Below are 22,379 nucleotides of genomic sequence, written 5' to 3' on the forward strand. Positions count from 1 at the left end.
AGTTTTCTACCCATTCGGTATCGCGAGCGGTTACTGTCGCACGGACGTCCGGCCGGGGTGGGTGTGCGGTGACCAGGCCCCGATCCGCTACCCACCGGCCGGCGTCCGAGCTTCCCTCGTGGAGTTGCCACTGTCAGCTACCTTTCAGGTCGTGGCAACGGGGACTCTGATCTTCCTCATCATCGGCGCTTCCGGCGTTGCGCTGCTCCTGCTCGCCCTGCTCGGCACGGAACTCGCCCACATCGGCAACCCGGACATCGACGGTCCCGTCAGCCTGGAGGCGATCGCCGGATTCGCCGCCGTTCTCGGCTTCGGCGGGGCCATCGCCTGTGAACTGCTGGACGCCCGTAGCTTCGGTCAGCTCGCCGCGGCCGGTGGGATCGGCGCGTTGGCGGCGGTGCCCGCCGGCTGGCTCGCGACGAGGCTGTCCCGGGCCGCCCGCAACATGCACACCGACGCCACCCCCACCCGCAACGACCTGGTCGGGTCGCTGGGGGTGGTGGTCAGCCCCATCCCGAACGGCGGCTACGGCGAGGTGCGGGTACGCGTCGGCGGCCAGCCGGTGAAGCTCAACGCCAAGGCGGAGCGCCCGATCGCGATCGGCGCCCAGATCTTCGTCGTCGAGGCGTTGAGCGAGACCAGCGTCCTGGTCGAGACCTACTGACCCCTACCGGTCCCCGCCGTTCCACCTCCGTCACCACGCCCACCCCAGATCCGAAATGGACGGTGTCATGCTGATTCTCGTCGCCATCGGCGGAGCAGTGCTCTTCGTTCTCATCCTCATCATGTTCGTGCTGTCCCGGATCAAGGTCGCCGGTCCGAACGAGGCGTTCATCGTCACCGGCCGCAAGGGGCGTACCACGCAGACGGCCGACGGCACCCGGTCCACCGACATGTCGGGGCAGAAGGTCGTGCTCGGGGCGTCGGTCTTCGTGCTGCCGGTGGTGCAGAAGTTGCAGTCGCTCGACCTGTCCAGCCGGCGCATCGACGTCAGCATCAAGGGCGCCGTCAGCAAGCAGGGCATCCGGGCCGAACTGCACGGCGTCGCGATCGTCAAGGTCGGCGGGACCGAGGACGCGATCCGGGCCGCCGCGCAGCGGTTCCTGCACCAGCAGAACGAGATCGAGAGTTTCACCCGCGAGGTGCTGGCCGGTGCGCTGCGCTCGATCGTCGGCCGGCTGACCGTCGAGGAGATCATCCGGGACCGGGCGGCGTTCGCCAGCGCGGTCGCCGAGGAGGCCGAGCACTCCATGACCAACCAGGGTCTGGTGCTCGACACCTTCCAGCTACAGGACATCCTGGCCGAGGGCTCCTACCTCCAGGACCTGGGTCGGCCGGAGGCGGCCCGGGTCCTCAAGGACGCGGCCATCGCCGAGGCGCGGGCCCGCCAGGGGGCCGAGACGGAGCGGCTGCTGGCCGAGGAGGCCATCGCCGAGGCGAACCGGAACCTGGCGTTGAAGCAGGCCGGCATCCAGGCCGAGATCGACGCGGCGAAGGCCAAGTCGGCCGCCGCCGGCCCGCTCGCGCAGGCCGAGCGGGACCAGGCGATCCTCTCCGAGCAGCAGAAGGTCGCCGAGCGCAACGCCGAACTCAAGCAGCGGCAGCTCGACACGGAGGTCCGCAAGCCGGCGGACGCCGCGCGGTACAAGGTGGAGCAGGAGGCCGAGGCGGCCCGCAACGCGGCGGTGCTGCACGCCGACGCCCAGCGGCAGTCGACCATCGCCGCCGCCCAGGCCGTCGCCGAGCAGTCCCGGCTGACCGGTGAGGGCGAGCGGGCCCGCCGGGCGGCGCTGGCCGAGGCCAACGCGATCGAGGGTGCCAAGGAGGGTGAGGCGGAGCAGCGGCGTCGTACCGCCATCGCCGACGCCGTCGAGCGGGAGGGTCAGGCCGAGGCCGCGGCGATCCTGGCCAAGGGTCAGGCCGAGGCCGAGGCGATGTCCCGCAAGGCCGAGGCGTTCGCGACGTACGGCGAGGCGGCCGTGCTCGACCTGCTGGTCAAGGTACTGCCGAAGGTGGTCGAGGCGGCGAGCGCACCGGTGAGCGCGATCGACAAGATCACGGTGATCTCCACCGACGGCGCCTCGTCGCTGACCAAGTCGGTCGCGTCCAACGTCGCCCAGGGCCTGCAGCTCGGCAGCGACCTGACCGGTGTCGACCTCACCGGCCGGCTCGCCCGGCTCGGCGCGGCGCGGATCGGCGACGAGCAGGTCGTCGACGGCACGCTGACCAACGGCGGCAAGTCGGTCGAACCGAAGAACTGACCGCCCTTCCGACCTCTGCGGCGGCCTGGTACCGGATTCGTAGTCCGGGTGCCGGGCCGCCGCTCGTTCAGCTCGAACCGGAGCGCCTCGTTACTGGAGGTTCAACCGGAACGGCACGTCGGGGCAGCGTTCACAGACGAAGATGCGCAGCGCCCCCCAGCGTCCGACGCTCACCCCGGTCGACTCCTGCCGGAGCGCCCGCGACGACGCCTCGTCGGACTGCCGCTCCTCGACCGGCTGCCACCGGTCCCGGTTGTGGGCGTCGCCCTCCGTCGAGTCGATGACCAGGGCGAGGGTGGTGGGACCGGCGCACTGCGGGCAGGGGGTCGGCGCGAGGTCGGTGACGCTCCAGTTGGCGTATCCGCCGACCTTCCAGCCGGGCACCATGAATGTGCCGACATAGTCGGGACCTTCGTCGTCATCGTCGCCGTCGCCGCCGCCGCCGTCGTCGCCGTCGTCGTCGCCCTCCCAGGCGTCCACCCGCTCGACCAGGTCGGCCGGCAACTCCTCGGGGTACGGATACTCGACGACCTGCTCCGGATGCAGCCGGCACGGCTTCGGCAGGTAGCCCTTCCGACCGGCGTCGCCCCGGGGCGGATCGGCGAGAAGTTCGCTGACCTCCGCCTCCCTGCGCCAGTACAGCCGCACGGTCGGGCCCCACAGCCCGTCCTGCGCGTGGTCGAACGGACACCACAGCACCTGCAACAGATCCGCGCCGCCGGGCCGGGGCAGGTCCGGAACGTCCTCGGCCCGCAACTGCGCCAGCGCGACCATCGGGTTGGGCCGGGGATGGGGCCGGGGGCGGTACCGGTAGCCGACCACCGGTCCGTTGTTCATCGACCCCCAGCCGGTGTACCCGGGCCCGACCAGGCGCGCGATCTCGTCGTACAGCTCCGCCTCCTCCTCGGTCAGTTCGTTCTGCCGGGTGCGCCGGGTCTCGGCCGCCCGGAGCCGGTCCAGCAGATCGAGTGGAATCGGCACCTCCTCCCGGGCCTGGGGAGGAACCTCGCAGGTCGGCCAGGGCTCGTCCGCCGGCCAGCGCAGTGGCCCGCCGACGTGGCTCTGCGACGCGTCGACCGACGCCGGTCGGGGATGCAGCCGGGTGGTGGTCCGGCCGAGCTTCTCCAGCCCGGGAAAGCGGGCCAGCAGATCCGTCGGCGGTGGTGGGGTGGTCAGCACGTCGTTCGGTTCTCCTGACGGGCGGTCTTCTGCTCAGCCTGACCGGACGTACGACGTGGTGTAGACCAGAGACTTCTGCGTCAACGAGTTACCGGCACAGGCGTAGCTGGACGGTTCGGTGGAGGCGGTGAAATCCTGCCACGGTCCCGGGGTACCGTCGCCGACCCGGAGCCGGACGTCGGCATCGGACCGTACGTCCCGCAGCTCGATCCGGTCCCCGGCGAGTACGTAGCGGTAGCTGACCGTACCCCGCAGTTCCAGGACGACGTCCTGCCCCGCGTAGTCGCTCCGGTAGACCGTGCCGGTGCCGTAGTCGGCGATCCCGGTCCCCCCGGCGCCGAGGGCGAGCCCGGAGCCGGCCCCGCCGGTGAAGCTCAACCGGCCGACGCCGGGTACGTCCACCTGCTCGGTGTGGGTGGTCACCCGCCAGGTGCCGACCAGACAGTCGGCACCGCCCGGCCCGGCGGCCACGGTCGCGGTGGACGAGCCGGTGGAGGGACCCGATCCGGTGGGCGGCGACGCTCCGGTGCCGTCCGGGCCGCCGTCCGCACCGTTGCGGAGCACGAGTACGACCACGATCGCGACGACCAACCCGACCAGGGTCGACGCCAACGCCACCATCGGCACCAGAAAGGACCGGCTGCCCGGCCTACCCGAGACCGTCACGGTCACCTCCCCGGCCGTTGCCCGCCAACGGGAACGGTAGCGGAGATCCAGGGTGATCGTTACCCGGTGATGCCCTCGTCGCGGGCCCAGCGCAACAGTTCGGCCTCGGCCTCGTCCCGGGTCAGCGGCCCACGTTCGAGGCGCTGCTCCTTCAGGTGCCGCCAGGCCTGACCGACGAGCGGCCCCGGCGGTACGCCGAGCAGTTCCATGATCGCGTTGCCGTCGAGGTCGGGGCGTACCCGGGCCAGGTCCTCCTCCGCCGCCAGCCGGGTGATCCGGTCCTCCAGAGCGCCGTAGTCGGCGGCCAGCGCGGCGGCCTTGCGGCGATTCCGGGTGGTGCAGTCGGACCGGGTCAACTTGTGCAGCCGGGGCAGCAGGTCACCGGCGTCGGTCACGTACCGCCGGACCGCGGAGTCGGTCCACTCGCCCCGGCCGTACCCGTAGAACCGCAGGTGCAGCCCGACCAGCCCGACCACCTGGCCGATCACGTCCTTGGGATAGCGCAGCGCCTTCATCCGCTGCTTGGTGAGCCGGGCCCCGACCACCTCGTGGTGGTGGAAGCTGACCCGACCGTCCGGGCCGACCGCCTTGGTCGCCGGCTTGCCCACGTCGTGCATGAGCGCCGCCATCCGCAGCACGAAGTCGCAGCCGTCCTGCTCCAGCCCGACGGCGTTGCTCACCACGATCAGGGTGTGCTCGTAGACGTCCTTGTGCTGGGCGTGCTCGTCGATCTCCAGCTTCAGGCCGGACAACTCGGGCAGGAACCGGTCGGCCAGGCCGGTGTCGACCAGCAACCGCAACCCGGTGATCGGGTCGGCGCCGCAGAGCAGCTTGGTGAACTCGTCCCGGATCCGCTCGGCGGTGATCCGGTCCAGGTCCGTCGCCATGGCCCGCATCGCGGCCCGGACCGGCGGATGCACGGCGAACCGGAGCTGCGCGGCGAACCGGGCGGCCCGGAGCATCCGCAGCGGGTCGTCGCCGAACGACTGCTCGGGGGTGCCCGGAGTCCGGATCACCCGGTCGGCGAGGTCGTCGAGCCCGCCGTGCGGGTCGGTGAACTCGTGACCGGGCAGGCTGACCGCCATCGCGTTGATGGTGAAGTCCCGCCGCCGCAGGTCGTCGGCGAGGCTGGTGCCGTACTCGACGACCGGGTTCCGGCTCACCTGGTCGTACGACTCGGCCCGGTAGGTCGTGACCTCCAGGCGCAGTCCGTCACGCTGCGCGCCGATCGTGCCGAACTCGCGCCCGGTCTCCCAGGTCGCCTCGGCCCAACCCTTCAGCAGCCGCAGCGTCTCGTCCGGATGTGCGTCGGTAGCGAAGTCAAGGTCCTCGCCGAGCCGGCCGAGCAACGCGTCCCGGACCGAACCGCCGACAAGATGCAGTTCGTGACCGGCGGAGGCGAACCTGCGGCCCAGCTCGTCGGCGACGGGGGACACCCGCAGCAGCTCGGCGACGGCGTTGCGCTGGGCGGTGGTCAACCGGGTCATTCGGGGCGCCGATCCTGGGGACTCCACCCCGGGAACGGTGGACGCCGGGCCGTCCGGACCGGGCAGCGGGGTCGACTCCGGTCCGCCGTGCCGGGAACCGGTCGGAGCGGACGTGCCGGGACCCGGCGACCTGGTGCGCGACGGCGCGGACCGGTCAGCGTTCGGGGCGGATGTTTCGGACATGGGATCGCCAGCGTAGCGGGCCGGCCGCCGCCCGGTGGCGGGGGGCACACCGGGCGGAAGCGACGCGGCCCGGCGACGCCGTGACCGGGTTGACTAAGGTTCCAACAGTGCCGGCGGGTGCCCTGCCCGCCGTACCCCTTGGGAGGCTGACATGGCTGGCGGGCTGTACCGCAGCGCGAATGCCATGCCGGAGGGAGTCCCGCCGCCCCCGGACGGGGCGATGCTGATCTCGACCACCCCGGCCATCGAGGGCACCAACCCGCCGCCCGAGCCGGGCGGCAGCGCCGCGGGCAACAGCGCGATCATGGCGGCCGGCAGCCTGGTGAGCCGGGGTACGGGCTTCCTCCGGCAACTGATGATCACCGCGACCCTGGGTACGTTCGCGGTCGGCAACGCGTACACCACCGCGCAGATCATCCCCGGAATGGTCTACGAGTTCCTGCTCGGCGGCATCCTGACCAGCGTGCTGGTGCCGATGCTGGTACGCCGCCGCAAGGCCGATCCGGACGGTGGTCAGGCGTACACCCAACGACTGCTCAGCCTGGCGGTGCTCACCCTCGGTGGCGCCGTGCTGCTGGCGCTGCTCGCCGCACCGTGGCTGACCGTGATCTACGCCGGCCGGCAGAACAGCGACTACCAGGACCTGGTCACCAGCCTGTCCTACCTGCTGTTGCCGATCCTGTTCTTCTCCGGGGTCAGCGCCCTGCTCACCGCGATCCTCAACACCCGGGGGCACTTCGCCGCCCCGATGTGGGCGCCGATCCTGAACAACCTGGTGGTGATCGCCACCTGCGGCCTCTACATCGCCCTCTACGGCGCCACCCTGGTGCAGCCGGGACAGATGAGTGCCGGCCGGATCCTGGTGCTCGGCGGGGGCACCCTGCTCGGGATCGCGGTCCAGACCGCCGGGCTGCTGCCGGCCCTGCGCAAGGTCGGCTTCCGCTGGCGTTGGCGGTTCGACTTCCGGGCGCTCGGGCTGCGCGAACTGGGCCGGCTCGGCGGCTGGATGTTCTGCTACGTCGCGGTCAACTCGTTCGGCCTGATCGTGCTCTTCAACCTGCTGAACGAGGTGAAGGGCAAGTCCGCCGGGCCGCTGGTCTACAACAACGTCTTCCTGCTGCTGATGATGGCGCACGGCATCATCGCGGTCTCGATCATCACCGCGCTGCTGCCGAGAATGAGCGCCGTCGCCGCCGACGGCCGGTACGGGGACATGGCAGCCGATCTCAGCCGGGGCACCCGGACCGTGACGGCGGTGCTCGCACCGATCGCGGTCTGCTACGCGGTGCTCGCCGACCCGATCGCGATGGCCCTGTTCGACTACGGGGCCGCCCGGGGCGAGTCCGGCTCAACGGCGCCGGTGCTGCTGGTCGCCGCGCTGGCCCTGATCCCGTTCGCGGTCAGCCAACTCTTCACCTTCGCGTTCTGGGCGATGCCCGACACCCGGATGCCGGCACTGATCAACGTGCCGGTGGTGGCGGTACGGGTGCTGCTCCAGGTGATCGTCTTCGCCGCCCTCTCCACCTCGTTCCTGGCCGCCGGGATGATGATCGGGAACGCCGTCTCGTACATCGCGGCGGCGGCGATCTCCGCCTGGTTCCTGCGCCCCCGGATCGGCCAGATCGGAATCGCCTCGATCCTGCGGACGTTCGGCCGGGTCGTGATCGCCGCCCTCGGCGCGGCCCTGGTCGGGCTGCTCGTGGTGGCGTTGCTGCCGGGCGAGGCCGCGTCGAACCGGGGGTTGGCGTTCGTGGAGATCGCGGTCGGCGGTGTGGTGATCGGGGGAACGTACCTCGGGCTCGCGCTGCTGCTGCGGATCCGCGAGATAACGGACGTGGTCACCATGGTCCGGCGCCGACTCGGCCGCTGAAAGGGGTCGGTCGGGCTGTTGGGCGTACCTGGGGAAGCGGTTGTGGATAACTCGTCCTATCTGGGCCGTAGCAAGGTGAATCGCCTGTGGATAACGCGGGGTCAGGATGGACTCACCCGGCGTCAACCTGTTGTCGACAGGCCCGGATACCCTCGGTCCGTTCGATCCGGCATACTTCCGGCGCGCGGGGGAAGGTGCCGGGTGCACGGCGGAACTCCGGACGACAAGGGTGCCGGAACTGACGGCGGGCCGGCACACCGACCCGGTAGCAAACTGTTGAAATCAACCTATAGATTGCTAAACGCACGAGCCATCAGGTGGACCACAGCGGGCGATCCGGCGCGCTTCCCGACACTTCCGGCAACTGGTCGGCCCACGGCCGGAAGATGACGTGTCGGGGATCAGTCAGACCCAGGTAAGGTCGCTCCTGACGGGTGCGGCTAGCGCCTAGGCTAGGAGAGCCGGTGGCCGTCCGATTCCTTCGAAGGCGGAGCGGGAAAGCCAGATGCCTAGCAGCACGGGTCCATCGATCGACACGATCACCGAGGGAGGACGGGTGACCCAGGTCGGCGAAGGTCAGGAGGCGGACGAGGTAGCTCCGTCTGTGATGACCTTCGGTGCGCCCGCCGTCGGTGAGATCCTGGCCGAGCGGTACGAACTTGCGGACCACATCAACGACGACAGCGCCGGCCGCCAGGTGTGGCGCGGCGTGGACGTGATCCTGCGCCGGCCGGTGGCCGTCGTACTGCGCTATCCCGGCGGCGACTCCGCGAAGGAGATGCTCCAGGCTGCCGTGGCGGCCAGCCGGGTGATCCACCCCAACCTCGTCGGCGTCTACGACGCGATCGACGAGGAGGACCGGGCGTACGTCGTCCGCGAGTGGGTGGACGGACACTCGCTACGCGAACTGGTCGCCGACGGCGTCCTCGACCCGACCCGGGCCACCAGCATCGCCCACGCCATCGCCGGTGCGATCGCGGCCATCCACGCCACCGGGATGGTGCACGGCAACCTGCACCCCGGCACCGTGATGGTCGGCGACGACGGTCGGGTGGTACTGGCCGACGCCCGCACCGACGGCGCGGACACCCCCGAGACCGACGTACGCGCGGTCGGCGGCGTCCTCTACTACGCGCTCACCGGCCACTGGCCGCACGCCGAGGCGTCGCTGACAAGTGGATCCGGCCGACGGGCCCGCACCGCCCTGCCGGACGCCGTACGCGACGCCAGCGGCACCATCGCGGCGCCCCGACAGGTCCGCGCCGGCGTACCCGCGTACCTCGACGACCTCACCATGGACCTGCTCGACTCCCAGCTTCCGGTGCCGTCCTCCGACGTACTGGCCGCCGAGTTGAGCCGGCTGGACGCCGCCGCCGGGGAGCAGTACCTCGACAGCGGCCCGCTGCGCTTCACCTCCGGCGACGATGCCGGCCCCGACCTGCCGGCGACCGGTGGCCGGAGGATGCTGATCGGCGTGGCCGCGCTGCTGGTGGTCGCGCTGGTCGGCCTGCTGCTCGGCATCAACGCGCTGGTCGGCGGAGACCCGGCGGACGACCAGACAGGCTCGAGCCCGACCCCCGGCACCACCACCCAGCCCGCCGCCGCAGGCGATCCGGATCCGCCGACCACGAAGCCGCAGAAGGTCGCCATCAAGGCCGACCAGGTGCGGATCATCGACCCGGACGGCACCCCCAGCGAGCTGGACGGCGCGGAGAAGGTGGTCGACGGCGACCCCAACGAGGCGTGGGAGACCGAGTCCTACAAGCGCAGCTCGAAGTTCGGTAACAACAAGGCCGGCATGGGGGTCCTGATCGATCTCGGCGAGCCCCGGGCGGTCACCAGCGTGCAGGTCCAGCTCTCCGACCGTGGCGCCGCAGCCGAGCTGCGATCGGGAACCCAGGACTTTGCGAAGACCAGCGCCGGCGACAAGCAGCTCGTCGCGGCGTACAAGCTGGTCGGCAACCCGATCGAGGCGGACGGTTCCGGGTCCACCATGACGTTCAGCTCGTTCGAGCCGGACCAGACGTACCGCTACCTGCTGCTCTGGATCACCGAGCTGCCGGAGGTCGACCCCGGCCAGTTCAGGGTCGGCGTGCAGGAGATCACGGTCCAGAGTCGGTGACCGGGCGGTCACCCCGGCCGCGCGTGCGCCGTTCGGCTATCGTGCGGCCATGACCGGTGCGTTGGGTTCCGACGCCGCCGGCCCGACCAGCTCGCCGTCCGCCGATCCGTGGCCGTCGATCGAGTCGGTCCGGCCGGCAGGTCAGGCCGTCGACAATCTCGACGGCGCCGATCCGGCCGGCCGACCCGGCATCCCCGCGCCGCACGACCTTCCGGCGTCGCCGCCGCGCGACCTGCCGATCCAGGCGGACGGTTCGAAACATCCGGACGGCGCGGCACAGCCGTCCGGCACAGCGCAGCCGTCCGATGCCGCGCAGCCCGCCGATGCCGCGCAGCCGGACGACGCGGAACGCAGTGACGCCGAACTGCTCCAGGCTCATGTGGCCGGTGACCGGGACGCGTTCGCGACCCTGTTCCACCGGCATCGGGACCGGCTCTGGGCGGTGGCACTGCGCACCAGCGCCGATCGTGAGGAAGCCGCGGACGCCCTCCAGGACGCCCTGCTCTCCGCACACCGGGCGGCGGCGCGGTTCCGTGGCGAGGCCGCCGTAACCACCTGGCTGCACCGGATCGTCGTCAACGCCTGTCTGGACCGGATCCGGCGGCGCCAGGCCCATCCCACCGTGCCACTGCCGGACAGCACGCGGCCGACCGGCACCAGCCGCTGGACCGGCGGTGTCGAACCGGCCGCGCCGGCCACCGATCACGACACCACTCTCGTCGTACGGCAGGCGCTCGCGGAACTGCCCATGGAACAGCGGGCCGCCCTCGTCCTGGTAGACCTGCAGGGCTATCCGGTCGCCGAGGTCGCGGAGATCCTCGGAGTCGCCGAGGGCACCGTGAAGAGTCGCTGCGCGCGTGGCCGGGCCCGGCTCGCCGTACTCCTCGGTCATCTGCGCTCGGACGGAGCCGGCCGGAGCCCGGAGTCGGGAGGCGGTCCCCAGCCCGGCTCCGAGGTGCCGTCGGTCACCGGCGGGAACCTCGGACCCGGCAACCGCGTCCGATCAGGGTCGAGCCGGCTCGGGGCGGACAGGCGGCGGGTGCAGGACCAGAGCCACGGCCTGCGCGACCAGGACCAGGAGGAATCGTGACCGGGGGCCCGTTCGGCGAGGTCGATCTCGACCTGCTGGCCGACTATGTCGGTGGCGCGCTGGACGGCACGCCGGAGGAGGCGGAACTCGCCCGGTTGATCGACGAGGACCAGGCGTGGGCGGACGCGTACGCGACGCTGACCGTCGGCGTCGACGCGGTACGGCTCGACCTGGCCGGCTGGGCCACGGAGCCCGTCTCGATGCCGCCCGTGGTGGCCGAACGGCTCGTCTCGGCGATCACCCGGGCGTCGCGGTCCGACGACGCCGGACCAGCCGCCGTACCCGATTCCCCGGCCGGTGCGACCGCCGCCTCGACCGATTCCACCGACGATCCGGACGCAACCGACGACCCGGCCACAACCGACGACCCGGCCACAACCGAGGACGTGGACGCAACCGAGGACGTGGACGCAACCGGGCACCTCGTCCGCCGGCCCCGGCGCTCCGGCGGGCCGGGCCGGGCCGGTGGTACCGCACCGTCCCACGGGCCCCGAGGGCCCGGCCGGCGGAGGCAATGGGTGCGACGGATGGCGGGACCGATCCTGATCGCCGCCGTCGTGGCCGGATTCGCCGGGTTCGGGGTCAGTCGTCTCGTCACCAGCAGCGCCGAGGACTCCGCGGCGGGTACCGCGCCGAGTTCGGCCGACAGCGGCGCGGAGCAGGTCCAGACGCTCGGCTCCGGGCCGCCCCGGGCGGTGACCGAACCGTCCGCCGAGCGGGTGCTGACCACGGGGACCGACTACACCCCCACCTCGCTCCCGGACACCGCCTCCGCCCTGACCAGGCAGAACACTTCGAGCCAACGGGCCGACGTACCCGACCGGGTCACCGAATCGCCCGGAACGTTCATGGGCGGGGCGACGGCGACCCCCACGACCTCGCGGAACGTCTCGGGGCTGGAGCGACTGGCCGACCGGACCGTGCTGGCTGCCTGTCTGGACGCGGTGGCGGCGACACACGCGCAGGGACCGATCGCGGTCGAGTTGGTCGACTACGCCACGTTCCAGGGCCGGGCCGCTCTGGTCGTCGTCTTCACCGACCGGTCGGGTGCCCGCTGGGCCTGGGCCACCGGGCCGAACTGCGGAACGTCGGCCTCTGGCGCCGACGTCGCATATCAGACCCGGGTAGGCTGAAACAACGCCTCATCGGCACTTTCGTCGACGCAGTGACATGACCCACCGGATGACCGGCTCGGGAATCCTCGGTTCGTACGATGACGTTCAGGCTTGCAGGTGCCGGTGCGGTTCATGGCCGGCGCTCGGACCGCCGTCGGCGCCAGGCGCCGGTGGCGCAGAGACATACATCGGGAGACGGCAGTGGACGAGGTCCGCAACCTGATCATCATCGGCTCTGGGCCGGCCGGCTACACGGCTGCGGTCTACGCCGCGCGCGCTAACCTGAAACCGCTGGTCATCGAGGGCGTGCAGTCCGGCGGTGCCCTGATGACCACCACCGAGGTGGAGAACTTCCCCGGCTTCGCGGACGGCATCATGGGTCCGGAGTTGATGGACTCGATGCGCAAGCAGGCCGAGCGGTTCGGGGCCGAGTTCCTCACCGACGACGTCACCCGGGTCGAACTGGCCGACACGGGCGTTCCCGGCTCCGGCGCGGTGAGCACGGCGTACGTCGGCGAGACGGCGTACCGGGCGAAGGCGATCATCCTGAGCACCGGTTCCGCGTGGCGTCCGCTGGGCGTGCCGGGCGAGCAGGAGTACCTCGGGCACGGTGTGTCCTCCTGTGCGACGTGTGACGGGTTCTTCTTCCGCGGTCAGGAGATCGTGGTGGTCGGCGGCGGCGACTCGGCGATGGAGGAAGCGACGTTCCTCACCAAGTTCGCCAGCAAGGTGACGATCATCCACCGCCGCGACGAGTTCCGGGCGAGCAAGATCATGGCCGACCGCGCCCTGGCCAACGACAAGATCCAGGTCGAGTGGAACAGCGTTGTCGAAGAGGTGCTCGGCGACGACGGCAAGGTCTCCGGGGTTCGGCTGCGCAACGCGCACACCGGCGAGGCCAAGACGCTGGACGTCGCCGGGGTGTTCGTGGCGATCGGTCACGACCCGCGCAGCGAGCTCTTCCGGGGCCAGGTGGAACTGGACGGGGACGGCTATGTGAAGGTCGAGGCCCCGACCACCCGGACGAACGTGCCGGGCGTCTTCGCGGCCGGTGACCTCGTCGACCACACCTACCGCCAGGCGATCACCGCAGCGGGGACCGGATGCGCCGCCGCGCTCGACGCGGAGCGGTTCCTCGCGACGTTGGAAGAAGACTGAACTCACCGCAGTGAGCAATACCCGAGGAGGGTCTAGTGGGAGCAACAAGCGCCGTCACCGACGCCAACTTCGCCAGTGACGTGCTGCAGTCCGAAACGCCGGTGCTGGTGGACTTCTGGGCCGAGTGGTGCGGACCGTGCCGCAAGGTCGACATGATGCTGGAGGAGATCGCCAGCGAGCTGGGGGACAAGGTCCGGATCGTCAAGCTCAACATCGACGAGAACCCCGAGACCGCCCGGGCCTACCGGGTGCTCTCCGTGCCGACCCTCACCATGTTCAAGGGCGGCGAGCCGGTCCAGTCCGTCGCCGGCGCCCGCCCCAAGGGTGACCTGATCAAGCTCATCGAAACGGCGATGTAAGGCCGCTGAACCGGCCTACGTTCCGCGCCCGCATCCGAGCCTCGGATGCGGGCGCTTCCGTTCCCGGCGGCTCCCCTGGTGGGCATTTCCGCAGCTCGGCAACGGTGTAGCCGGCCTCACGTACGGTCAACGCCGGGCGGGGAACAAGGTGCCACGGTACGCTCCGGAAGCGTTCCTTCTCGGATGGGTGATCGGCAGCATTGGTCGAGCCCCTTGTCGACCGGCCGCCGATTCCGGCGGGGGAGCGCCAGCCGTCTACCGGACCGGTCGGCAGCATCGGCCCGGCCCTGCCCCTAGGCGGGCAACCAGCCACCGACACGCAGAGGGAGGTCGTCCGTGCGTCCGATCCGACGTGGTGACCGCGGTCCCGCGGTGACCGAGATCCGCGCCGTCCTGGTCGGTCTGAGCCTGCTTCCCGCCGGTGGCCCGCCCGGGGCCGACGAGTTCGAGGCGGAGACCGAACGCGCGGTCCGGACCTTCCAACAGGACCGTGGCCTCAGTGTCGACGGGCAGGTCGGCCCGGAGACCTGGCGGGCCCTGGACGCCGCCCGCTGGCGGCTCGGCGCCCGCACGCTCTACCAGGCGATTCCCGATCCGCTCATCGGCGAGGACGTCCGGACGCTTCAGGAGCGCCTGCTGGAGATGGGATACGACGTCGGGCGGGCGGACGGCGTCTACGGCGCCCGTACGTCCCGCGCGGTCGCCCAGTTCCAACGCGAGGTCGGCCTGGGGCCGGATGGTGCCTGCGGGCCGCAGACCATGAACGCGCTGCGACGCCTGGGGCGGAAGGTGGTTGGTGGCCGCCCCCAGTGGCTACGCGAGTCCGACGCGTTCCGGCAGTCCGGCCCGAACCTGGTCGGCAAGGTGATCGTGATCGACCCGGGACACGATCCCTTCGACCCGGGATTCGTCGTCCAGGACGGTCCGCTGCGCTGGACCGAGGCGGATCTCGCCTACGACCTCGCCGCCCGGCTCGAGGGCCGGCTCGCCGCCGCCGGAATGCGGGTCCACCTCACCCGGGGCCCCGCCCCCGCCGCGCCGCTGACCGACCTGACCCGGGCCGACCTGGCGAACGAACTCGGCGGGGACCTGCTGATCTCGCTGCACATCGACGGGCACGCCAATCCGGAGGCGGACGGCGTCGCGACCTACCACTACGGCACGTCCAACGGAGTGACCTCGACCGTCGGGGAACGGCTCGCGGGCCTGGTCCAGCGGGAGATCGTGGCCCGGACCGGCCTGCGCGACTGCCACATCCACGCGAAGACCTGGGAACTGCTCCGGCTGACCCGGATGCCGGCCGTCCGGGTCGACGTCGGCTACCTCACCTCGCCCGACGATCTGGCCCGGCTGACCGACCCCCGGTTCCGGGACGGGGTCGTGGACGCCGTCGTCGCGGCGGTACAGCGGATGTACTTCCCGGTCGAGGAGGACGTGCCCACCGGCTCGATCGACGTCAGCGAGTTGCGTGCGGTGGTCGCCGCCGGCGCCTCCCTCGACTGACCGGGTACCTGGCGTCCTCCGTCCAGCGCGATGCCGGCCGGCGGGGTCAGCCGGCGGCCGTACGGGTGGCCGGCCGTACGGGGCGGAGCAGTCCCTCGGGGCTCATCGAGCCGAGCAGCTTCTCCAGCGCGTACTCGACGTCGGACTTCCAGGACAGCGCCGTCCGCAGCTCCAGCCGCAGCCGGGGATAGCGCGGATGGGGACGTACCGTCTTGAACCCGACGGAAAGGAAGTAGTCGGCCGGGGCGACACAACCGCCCGCCCCCTCACCGGCGTCACCGAACTTCGCGTCGCCAAAGGCCTCGATCGCCTTGATCCCCCGCTTGGTGAGGTCCCGCGCGACGCCCTGGACGAGCATCCGGCCCAGTCCGCCCCCCGCGAAGGCGGTGACGATGTGGGCCGTGGTCAGCAGCGCGGCGTCGGCGGAGACCGGTGAGGTCGGAAACGCCATCGACCGAGGAACGTAGGCCGGCGGGGCATACATCACGAATCCGGCGGGCATACCGTCGACGTATGCCAGCTTTCCGCAGGAACCCCACTCGAGCAGGGTCTGCGATACCCAGGCCTCCTTCTCCAGGCCGGGATCACCCGCCTCGCGGGCTCGCCCGGCCGCCACCGGATCCAGCTCCCAGTACACGCACTGGCGGCAGGGCCGGGGCAGGTCTTCAAGTGTGTCCAGGGTCAGACTGACCAGACGTCGCGACATCGGCGCATCCCCAAAAAATCCTACTCGGGGGTCCAAAGGCCGCAAACATCACCATCTCCGGTCCCTACCCCCAACGAGCGATCGTACGCCGGAACCTTGCGACTCGGGAGGGGATCGGGGCAGCGATGCCCGGACCGCCCGGTCAGACGCCGCCACGGGCAGCTCAACCGGTCCGACATATGGACCAACCGCTTGGGGCGAGGGCCAGATACGGTCAATCGGATTACGATCGACCGACGAGCGCCGACCGGCGGAGTTGCCGGCCGCCGCCCGACCCGTCCCCGGCACACCGGGGCTCCGGAGGGCGGACACGTGGCGGATGCGGCGATCGAGGTGCCGTTCGCGCCCTGCCGGGGATGCGGCCGGTAGCCGACCCGGCCAAGATGACCACGATGGAGGCGACCGGACCGGAGGCATCGACCGGCCCCGCGTCGCAGGTCAGAATGACGAGCGCAGCGAGGAGAGGGCATGACCGGCACGACGCTCGACGACTACACGGATCGCTATGCCCGGCGGGTACGCGGCATGACAGCGTCGGAGATTCGCGCGCTGTTCGCCGTGGCCAGCCGGCCGGAGGTCGTCTCGCTCGCCGGAGGTGCACCGTACATCGCCGCACTGCCGCTCGACGCGGTCGGCGAGATGCTCAACCAGCTCGCCGCCGAGCAGGGGACCACGACCCTGCAGTACGGCATCGGTCAGGGCACGCTCGAACTGCGTGAACGGATCTGCGAGGTGATGGCGCTCTCCGGCATCGACGTCGGCTGCGGCGCCTCCCCCGAGGACGTGGTGGTCACCGTCGGCGGCCAGCAGGCGCTGGACCTGATCGCCCGGCTGTTCCTCGATCCCGGCGACGTCGTCCTGGCCGAGGGGCCGACCTACGTCGGCGCGCTCGGCGTCTTCCAGAGCGCACAGGCGCAGGTGGTGCACGTACCGATGGACGCCGACGGCCTGATCCCCGAGGCGCTGGAACTGGCCATCGCCGAGGTCGCCCGGTCGGGTCGACGGGCCAAGTTCCTCTACACCATCCCGACCTTCCAGAACCCGGCCGGCGTGACGCTGACCGAGGAGCGACGGGAGCGGGTACTCGACATCTGCGAACGCGCCGGCCTGCTGGTGGTCGAGGACGACCCGTACGGCCAGCTCGGGTTCGACTACGAGGCGCCGGCTCCGCTGCGGGCGCGCCGCCGGGACGGTGTGTTCTACCTCAGCACCTTCTCCAAGACCTTCGCCCCGGGGCTGCGGGTGGGCTGGATCCTGGCCCCGCACGCCGTACGGGACAAGCTGGTCATCGCCAGCGAGGCGCAGATCCTCTGCCCGAGTGCCTTCGCCCAGGCCGCTGTCACCACCTACCTGTCCACGATGCCCTGGCGCCAGCAACTCAAGATCTACCGTGAGGTGTACCGGGAGCGCCGCGACGCGCTGCTCGCCGCGCTCGCCGACTACATGCCGGCCGGGACCAGCTGGACGGAGCCGGGTGGCGGACTCTTCGTCTGGGCGACGCTGCCGGAGGGCCTCGACGCCAAGGCCATGGTGCCGCGGGCCATCGCGGCCCGGGTCGCCTACGTGCCCGGGACCGGCTTCTACGCCGACGGCACCGGCACCGGGCACATGCGGCTGAACTTCTCCTTCCCTCCGCCGGAGCGGATCCGCGAGGGTGTCCGCCGGTTGGCGACGGTGATGGAGCAGGAGACCGCCATGCGCGAGGTGTTCGGCACGGTCGTCGGGCCGACCCGGAGCCGTCGGGGGCAGGCCGGCGCGGACGTACCGGGTCCCGACTTGGCATGATCTCCGGCATGGGTACGAACTCCCCCGCCGATCCGTCCCGCGCCGCAGACTGGCCGCTTCCGCTACCTCGGGAGGCAACCGCCGAACTGCGTGTCCTCGTGCTCGCCGGAGGACTGTCGTACGAACGGGACGTGTCGTTGAAGTCCGGTCGACGGGTACTCGACGCGCTCCGTTCGGCGGGGGTGGAGGCGGATCTGCGGGACGCCGATGTCGCCCTGCTTCCGCTCCTGCGAGACGACCCGCCGGACGCGGTCGTGATCGCCCTGCACGGCTCGACCGGCGAGGACGGCTCGCTCCGGGGTGTGCTCGACCTCTGCGACGTGCCGTACGTCGGTTGCGACGCCCGCTCGTCCCGACTGGCCTGGGACAAGCCGTCCGCGAAGGCGGTGCTCCGGGAGGCGGGAATACCGACGCCCGACTGGGTGGCTCTGCCGCACGACCGGTTCTCCGAACTCGGGGCGGTGGCCGTACTGGATCGGATCGTCGACCGGCTCGGACTGCCCCTCATGATCAAGCCCACCCAGGGTGGCTCCGGCCTCGGTGCCGCGGTCGTCCGGGACCCGGCCGCGCTACCGGCGGCAATGGTGGGCTGCTTCGCCTACGACAGCACGGCGCTCGTCGAGCGCTACGTTCCCGGCATGGACGTGGCGGTCTCGGTGGTGGACCTGGGCACCGGACCACAGGCGCTACCGGCCGTCGAGATCGTTCCCCGGAACGGGGTGTACGACTACGCGGCCCGGTACACCGCCGGCCTGACCACCTGGCACGCCCCGGCGCGACTGTCGGACGTCGCGGCGGCCAGGGTCGCCCAGACCGCGCTCGCGGCCCACTCCGCGCTCGGGCTCCGGGACCTGTCCCGGGTAGACCTGATCGTCGACGAGGCCGAACGGCCCCACGTGCTGGAAGTGAACGTCTCGCCCGGAATGACGGAGACCTCGCTGCTGCCGCTCGCCGTCACGGCCGCCGGACTCGACTTCGGCGAGCTGCTGCGCACGCTGGTGGCGCGCGCGTCCCAGCGCCGGGGCCTCGGCCAGTCCTGACCGTGGCTGCCCCCGGTCCGCTCGGCTGCCACACACCTTCGGTGGGGCCCGTCGTCGAAGGCCTGGCGGCACACCGGGCCGTCCTACCGCTCAGGGACCCGCTGACGCTCCTACGACCCGCCGGGTACCTCTCAGTACGCCCGGGTCGCCGGATCGCCGGAGGATTCGCGTTCAGGGGCGGGCCGGGCCGGTTCCTCCGGCGGCTCCGCCGGAGGCGCGGCCGACTGCGCGGCGAGCGCCACGGCGGGATCGTCACCTGACAGCGCGGCCTCCCGCCCCGAGGCGGCCTGCTGGGTCAGGTTCGACGGCGCCTGCCACTGGATGCGGGGCGGCTCGGCCAGTGGACGTCCACCGAACTCGGCGAGCCAGGCCGCGACCATCGCCAGATTCTCCCGCCACTGCGACTCGGGTATCGCCGGCAGGATGTCGTCCCAGAGGGACAGGAACGTGCCCCGCAACTGGAGCCGCCCGTACGGCCGGGCGAGAAACCACAGGTGCAGGTGTTCGGCACCGTCACCCCAACGGTTGACGTGCACCCGGGCCACCCCGTCGAGTGAGCGGACCGCCCGTTCCAGCCGTACCGTCATCACGCCGAGTTCGGCGGCGAGAAGGTTGGGCAGGTCGCCCAGATCCAGATGAGAACGGGACTCGAGGATCAGCACCATCGGCAGGCCGGTGGGCCGGTCCATGGCACGCACCCGCCAACGCTCACTGACCCAGATGTAGGCATCGTCGGGAGCGTTGCAGGAATGACACTCACCGGAGCCTTCGCCTTTGCGCGGAGGTTCGACCGCGACCGGCTCGTCGAGTTGCTTGACCCGGAAGTCGCCCTCGAAGGGAAAGGAGGGCCACCTGGTGAAGTCCGGTACGGCAGGAGGGGTGTGGGACACGAGGCTGACCCTAACCGAGTTTCAGACCGCTGTCCCTACCTGTTTCGGCTGCCGGCGATCGGGATTCCGGAGACCTCGTCGGACGGCGGAAGTTGGCGACACGACCGGCGCCGGAGAGGGCGTCCGCGGTCCCGAAACAGCACGATCGGCGTCAGTTGGGCTCGGTTGTCCACAGGCGTGGACCCCGTTCCACGCGCGGTTTCACGTGAAACGGGGTCAGCCTGTGGACAACGCCTGTGGATTACCGCGGATCGGAAACCGGGGCCGCGCGGCAGGGCGGAACGATCCATCGACACGATGCTCGCGAGCGGCTCCCGGCGACGTTCTCGTCCGGACCCGTCCGGCACACCGGCAGCGTCCGGCCCACCGGTTCGACGCGCTGGTTTCACGTGAAACGGGACACCGCCCAGCCCCGTCGTGGGCCCGGCGGGGCCAGCCCGCCCGGCAGGGCCTCCCGCCCGGCAGGGACGAGGGCCGGCGGGGACGAGGGCCGGCGGCTTCGGCCCGGGACGGTGTGTACCTCAGCCGGGCCGGAGAAACGGATGGCCACGATCCCGTGTGTGGGAGATCGTGGCCATCCAAGGCATCGGCCCGGCGGCTCCGGGAACCTGGCGAACCCGGCCCCCTCTCGGGGAAGGGGTTCCGTCAGGACCCTCCCGGTCGCACCGACGGCGCCGTGATCAGTCCAGGTCGTCGTTCTGGGCGTCGGCTTCCGCCATACCGATGACACCGACGATCCGCTCAAGGTCGTCGACCGTGGCGAACTCGATCGTGATCTTGCCTTTGTTCCGACCGATGTCAACCTTGACTCTGGTGTCGAACCGATCCGACAGCCGATCCGCCAGATCGGTCAGGCCCGGAGCGTGCACCTTGGCCCGCCGCTTCGCCGGACTGGGTCGGGTGGGGGAGATCTCGGCCATCTTCACGACCTCCTCCGTCGCCCGTACGGAGAGCCCTTCGGCCACGATCCGGCGCGCCAGGTCCTCCTGCGCCGTCGAATCCTCCAAACCCAACAGGGCGCGGGCATGACCGGCGGAGAGCACCCCGGCGGCCACCCGCTTCTGCACCTCGGGCGGAAGATTCAGCAGCCGGATGGTGTTCGAGATCTGCGGGCGGCTCCGGCCGATCCGTCGGGCCAGCTCGTCGTGCGTCGCGCCGAACTCCTCCAGGAGCTGCTGGTACGCCGCCGCCTCCTCCAGTGGATTCAGGTTGGCGCGGTGGATGTTCTCCAGCAGCGCGTCCCGGAGCATCGCGTCGTCCCGGGTGTCCCGGACGATGGCCGGAATCGACTCCCGGCCGACCGCCTGCGCCGCCCGCCAGCGCCGCTCGCCCATGACAAGCTCGAACTGGTCGTCCGGAAGCTGTCGTACGACGATCGGTTGGAGGAATCCGACCTCCTGGATCGACAGCTTCAGTTCCTCGAGGGCGTCCTCGTCGAAGATCTGCCGGGGCTGCTTGGGGTTCGGCACGATCGAGTCCAGCGGGATCTCGGCGAACCGAGCTCCCGGAACGGGAGCGAGTTCCGGTCCCGACGGCTGCGCCGGAGCCGCAGGCGTCGGCGCCACCCAGGTGCTCTCACCGGCCGGCGGCGCCGCAGGCTCCGGCCGGGCGGTTGGCGGCTCGGCCGTCACCACTGAAGAGACTGGCTCCGCCGTGGTGGGGATCAGCGCGCCCAGACCTCGACCGAGCCCGCCCCGCGGACGGTTCTTCATGCCACGCCTCCCGACGAATCAACCGAGCTACACATTGCGGCCAACAGACTCTTTGACCCCTCGCATCGCGATCTCCTGGGCGGCCTCGAAGTAACTCGTTGCGCCCCGCGATCCGGGATCGTAGGTCATGACGGACTGGCCGTAGCTCGGAGCCTCCGATACCCGCACGTTCCGCGGAATCACGGACTGCAGGACCTTGTCGCCGAAGTGGTTCCGGACGTCCTGCTCCACCGCATCCGCCAGGCGGGTGCGCCGGTCGTACATAGTGAGCAGGATGGTCGAGACCTCAAGCGTGGGGTTCAGGTGCTGCCGTACCAGGTTGATGTTGTTGATCAGCTGGTTGAGACCCTCCAGCGCGTAGTACTCGCACTGGATGGGGATCAGTACCTCCTGCGCGGCGCAGAGGGCGTTGACCGTGAGCAGCCCGAGGGACGGCGGGCAGTCGATGAACACGTAGTCGAATTCGGCAGGATGGCCGGCGATGGCCCGGGCCAACCGCGACTCCCGCGCCACCACCGACACGAGTTCGATCTCCGCGCCCGCCAGGTCGATGGTGGCGGGTACGCACCAGAGGTCAGGAATCCCCTCGACGCCCTGCGCCACCTCGGCCAGCGGGACGTTGTCGATCAGGCAGTCGTAGACGTCCGGAACACCGGCATGATGGGGCACGTTCAGGCCGGTGGAGGCGTTCCCCTGCGGATCGAGGTCCACGACGAGGACACGATTTCCGTGCAGCGCCAGGGCCACGGCCAGGTTGACCGTCGTGGTGGTCTTGCCGACCCCTCCCTTCTGGTTCGCAACACACATGATCCGTGGCCGGTCCGGACGCGGCATCGTCACCTCGCCGCTCGGGTTCAGGATTTGCACAGCGCGCATTGCCTCCATTGCCAACGGGGGATCGTCCTGGTCACGCGACGGCGTTTCACGTGAAACGTACGCGTCGGGCACGGCTTCCTCGGTCAGGGCTTGCGGTACGCCGGCCGGCGGGTCGGCGGTCGGAGCACGTTCCGCGATCGTCTGGACATCGGCACGCCGTCCGTCCGTAGGGATCGCCGCCGCGCCGGCTGGAGCCGACGACCGCGGCTCGACGTGCTCGGCCACCGGCTGTGGCGGGGCTAGTGGTTCCGTGGGCGTCGGCTCCGGAACTCCCGCCGATCCCCGAGCCGACTCTGCGGCCCGCCGACACGGCGGGCGGGCCGGGCGCCGCGGCCCGGTCCCCGGGCCGGGGCGGCTCCGGGGCGCGGTCCCGGGGG

At 71.0% G+C, this 22,379-nt stretch carries 18 protein-coding genes; 11 read left to right on the plus strand and 7 right to left on the minus strand.

Features of this window, described 5'->3' with window-relative positions:
• Positions 1-151 precede the first annotated feature (151 nt).
• Both I0C86_RS14115 and I0C86_RS14120 read left to right on the plus strand, forming a co-directional pair.
• Entirely contained in the window at positions 152-664 is a 513-nt protein-coding gene (locus I0C86_RS14115; protein WP_323373632.1) for a hypothetical protein, read from the plus strand.
• A gap of 67 nt (positions 665-731) precedes the next feature.
• Positions 732-2,261, plus strand: a complete 1,530-nt coding sequence (locus I0C86_RS14120) for a flotillin family protein (RefSeq protein ID WP_196201657.1) — start codon at positions 732-734, stop codon at positions 2,259-2,261.
• Positions 2,262-2,351: 90 nt separating this feature from the next.
• Here the strand turns inward: I0C86_RS14120 and I0C86_RS14125 are convergent, their stop codons facing one another.
• From I0C86_RS14125 to I0C86_RS14135, 3 genes are read right to left on the minus strand one after another with little or no spacing between them, the layout of a single operon-like run.
• On the minus strand, positions 2,352-3,440 hold the full coding sequence (locus I0C86_RS14125) for a hypothetical protein (RefSeq protein ID WP_196201656.1): 1,089 nt from the start codon (positions 3,438-3,440) through the stop codon (positions 2,352-2,354).
• A 33-nt stretch (positions 3,441-3,473) separates the two neighbouring features.
• Positions 3,474-4,106 (minus strand): hypothetical protein, encoded by a 633-nt coding sequence (locus I0C86_RS14130; protein WP_196201655.1) that lies wholly within the window; start codon positions 4,104-4,106, stop codon positions 3,474-3,476.
• 59 nt (positions 4,107-4,165) lie between these two features.
• Positions 4,166-5,593, minus strand: a complete 1,428-nt coding sequence (locus tag I0C86_RS14135; RefSeq protein WP_196201654.1) for a CCA tRNA nucleotidyltransferase — start codon at positions 5,591-5,593, stop codon at positions 4,166-4,168.
• A 334-nt stretch (positions 5,594-5,927) separates the two neighbouring features.
• Between I0C86_RS14135 and murJ the strand changes: the two genes are divergently transcribed.
• From murJ to I0C86_RS14170, 7 genes are all read left to right on the plus strand, one after another.
• Positions 5,928-7,646, plus strand: coding sequence for a murein biosynthesis integral membrane protein MurJ (gene murJ / locus I0C86_RS14140; protein ID WP_196201653.1), 1,719 nt, complete (start codon positions 5,928-5,930; stop codon positions 7,644-7,646).
• 505 nt (positions 7,647-8,151) lie between these two features.
• Positions 8,152-9,768 (plus strand): protein kinase family protein, encoded by a 1,617-nt coding sequence (locus I0C86_RS14145; RefSeq protein WP_196201652.1) that lies wholly within the window; start codon positions 8,152-8,154, stop codon positions 9,766-9,768.
• A gap of 238 nt (positions 9,769-10,006) precedes the next feature.
• Positions 10,007-10,858, plus strand: a complete 852-nt coding sequence (gene sigM, locus I0C86_RS14150; RefSeq protein WP_196201682.1) for an RNA polymerase sigma factor SigM — start codon at positions 10,007-10,009, stop codon at positions 10,856-10,858.
• On the plus strand, positions 10,855-11,991 hold the full coding sequence (locus tag I0C86_RS14155) for a hypothetical protein (protein WP_196201651.1): 1,137 nt from the start codon (positions 10,855-10,857) through the stop codon (positions 11,989-11,991). The genes sigM and I0C86_RS14155 overlap by 4 nt, the downstream gene beginning before the upstream one ends.
• Positions 11,992-12,174: 183 nt before the next feature.
• Entirely contained in the window at positions 12,175-13,131 is a 957-nt protein-coding gene (gene trxB, locus I0C86_RS14160) for a thioredoxin-disulfide reductase (protein ID WP_196201650.1), read from the plus strand.
• 35 nt (positions 13,132-13,166) lie between these two features.
• Positions 13,167-13,490 (plus strand): thioredoxin, encoded by a 324-nt coding sequence (trxA, locus tag I0C86_RS14165; RefSeq protein WP_196201649.1) that lies wholly within the window; start codon positions 13,167-13,169, stop codon positions 13,488-13,490.
• 336 nt (positions 13,491-13,826) lie between these two features.
• The gene (locus tag I0C86_RS14170; protein WP_196201648.1) at positions 13,827-14,993 is read left to right on the plus strand and encodes an N-acetylmuramoyl-L-alanine amidase; all 1,167 of its coding nucleotides are present in this window, start codon (positions 13,827-13,829) and stop codon (positions 14,991-14,993) included.
• Between the two features lie 46 nt (positions 14,994-15,039).
• Here I0C86_RS14170 and I0C86_RS14175 read toward each other — a convergent pair whose 3' ends face one another.
• Complete coding sequence (locus tag I0C86_RS14175) at positions 15,040-15,699, minus strand: GNAT family N-acetyltransferase (protein ID WP_196201647.1); 660 nt, start codon at positions 15,697-15,699, stop codon at positions 15,040-15,042.
• A gap of 468 nt (positions 15,700-16,167) precedes the next feature.
• On the opposite strand from I0C86_RS14175, the gene I0C86_RS14180 reads away from it, so the two are divergent.
• Together I0C86_RS14180 and I0C86_RS14185 are read left to right on the plus strand one after the other, a co-directional pair.
• Positions 16,168-17,484, plus strand: a complete 1,317-nt coding sequence (locus tag I0C86_RS14180) for an aminotransferase-like domain-containing protein (protein WP_196201646.1) — start codon at positions 16,168-16,170, stop codon at positions 17,482-17,484.
• An 8-nt stretch (positions 17,485-17,492) separates the two neighbouring features.
• Positions 17,493-18,524, plus strand: a complete 1,032-nt coding sequence (locus tag I0C86_RS14185) for a D-alanine--D-alanine ligase family protein (RefSeq protein WP_196201645.1) — start codon at positions 17,493-17,495, stop codon at positions 18,522-18,524.
• A gap of 131 nt (positions 18,525-18,655) precedes the next feature.
• Here I0C86_RS14185 and I0C86_RS14190 read toward each other — a convergent pair whose 3' ends face one another.
• The 3 genes from I0C86_RS14190 to I0C86_RS14200 form a co-directional block, all read right to left on the minus strand.
• Positions 18,656-19,414 (minus strand): hypothetical protein, encoded by a 759-nt coding sequence (locus I0C86_RS14190; protein WP_196201644.1) that lies wholly within the window; start codon positions 19,412-19,414, stop codon positions 18,656-18,658.
• A gap of 680 nt (positions 19,415-20,094) precedes the next feature.
• On the minus strand, positions 20,095-21,126 hold the full coding sequence (locus tag I0C86_RS14195) for a ParB/RepB/Spo0J family partition protein (protein ID WP_196201643.1): 1,032 nt from the start codon (positions 21,124-21,126) through the stop codon (positions 20,095-20,097).
• Positions 21,127-21,153: 27 nt separating this feature from the next.
• Positions 21,154-22,089, minus strand: a complete 936-nt coding sequence (locus tag I0C86_RS14200) for a ParA family protein (protein ID WP_456319957.1) — start codon at positions 22,087-22,089, stop codon at positions 21,154-21,156.
• Between the last annotated feature and the right edge of the window lie 290 nt (positions 22,090-22,379).

It is taken from the genome of Plantactinospora alkalitolerans (genome assembly GCF_015690345.1).
Classification (GTDB): Bacteria; Actinomycetota; Actinomycetes; order Mycobacteriales; family Micromonosporaceae; genus Plantactinospora; species Plantactinospora alkalitolerans.

Bases quoted from the DNA above. Each gene is read 5' to 3' on its own strand.
- I0C86_RS14135 (WP_196201654.1), bottom strand. From the start codon at position 5,593: ATGACCCGGTTGACCACCGCCCAGCGCAACGCCGTCGCCGAGCTGCTG.
- I0C86_RS14195 (WP_196201643.1), bottom strand. From the start codon at position 21,126: ATGAAGAACCGTCCGCGGGGCGGGCTCGGTCGAGGTCTGGGCGCGCTG.
- I0C86_RS14185 (WP_196201645.1), top strand. From the start codon at position 17,493: ATGGGTACGAACTCCCCCGCCGATCCGTCCCGCGCCGCAGACTGGCCG.
- murJ (WP_196201653.1), top strand. From the start codon at position 5,928: ATGGCTGGCGGGCTGTACCGCAGCGCGAATGCCATGCCGGAGGGAGTC.
- I0C86_RS14180 (WP_196201646.1), top strand. From the start codon at position 16,168: ATGACCGGCACGACGCTCGACGACTACACGGATCGCTATGCCCGGCGG.
- I0C86_RS14175 (WP_196201647.1), bottom strand. From the start codon at position 15,699: ATGTCGCGACGTCTGGTCAGTCTGACCCTGGACACACTTGAAGACCTG.
- I0C86_RS14120 (WP_196201657.1), top strand. From the start codon at position 732: ATGCTGATTCTCGTCGCCATCGGCGGAGCAGTGCTCTTCGTTCTCATC.
- I0C86_RS14145 (WP_196201652.1), top strand. From the start codon at position 8,152: ATGCCTAGCAGCACGGGTCCATCGATCGACACGATCACCGAGGGAGGA.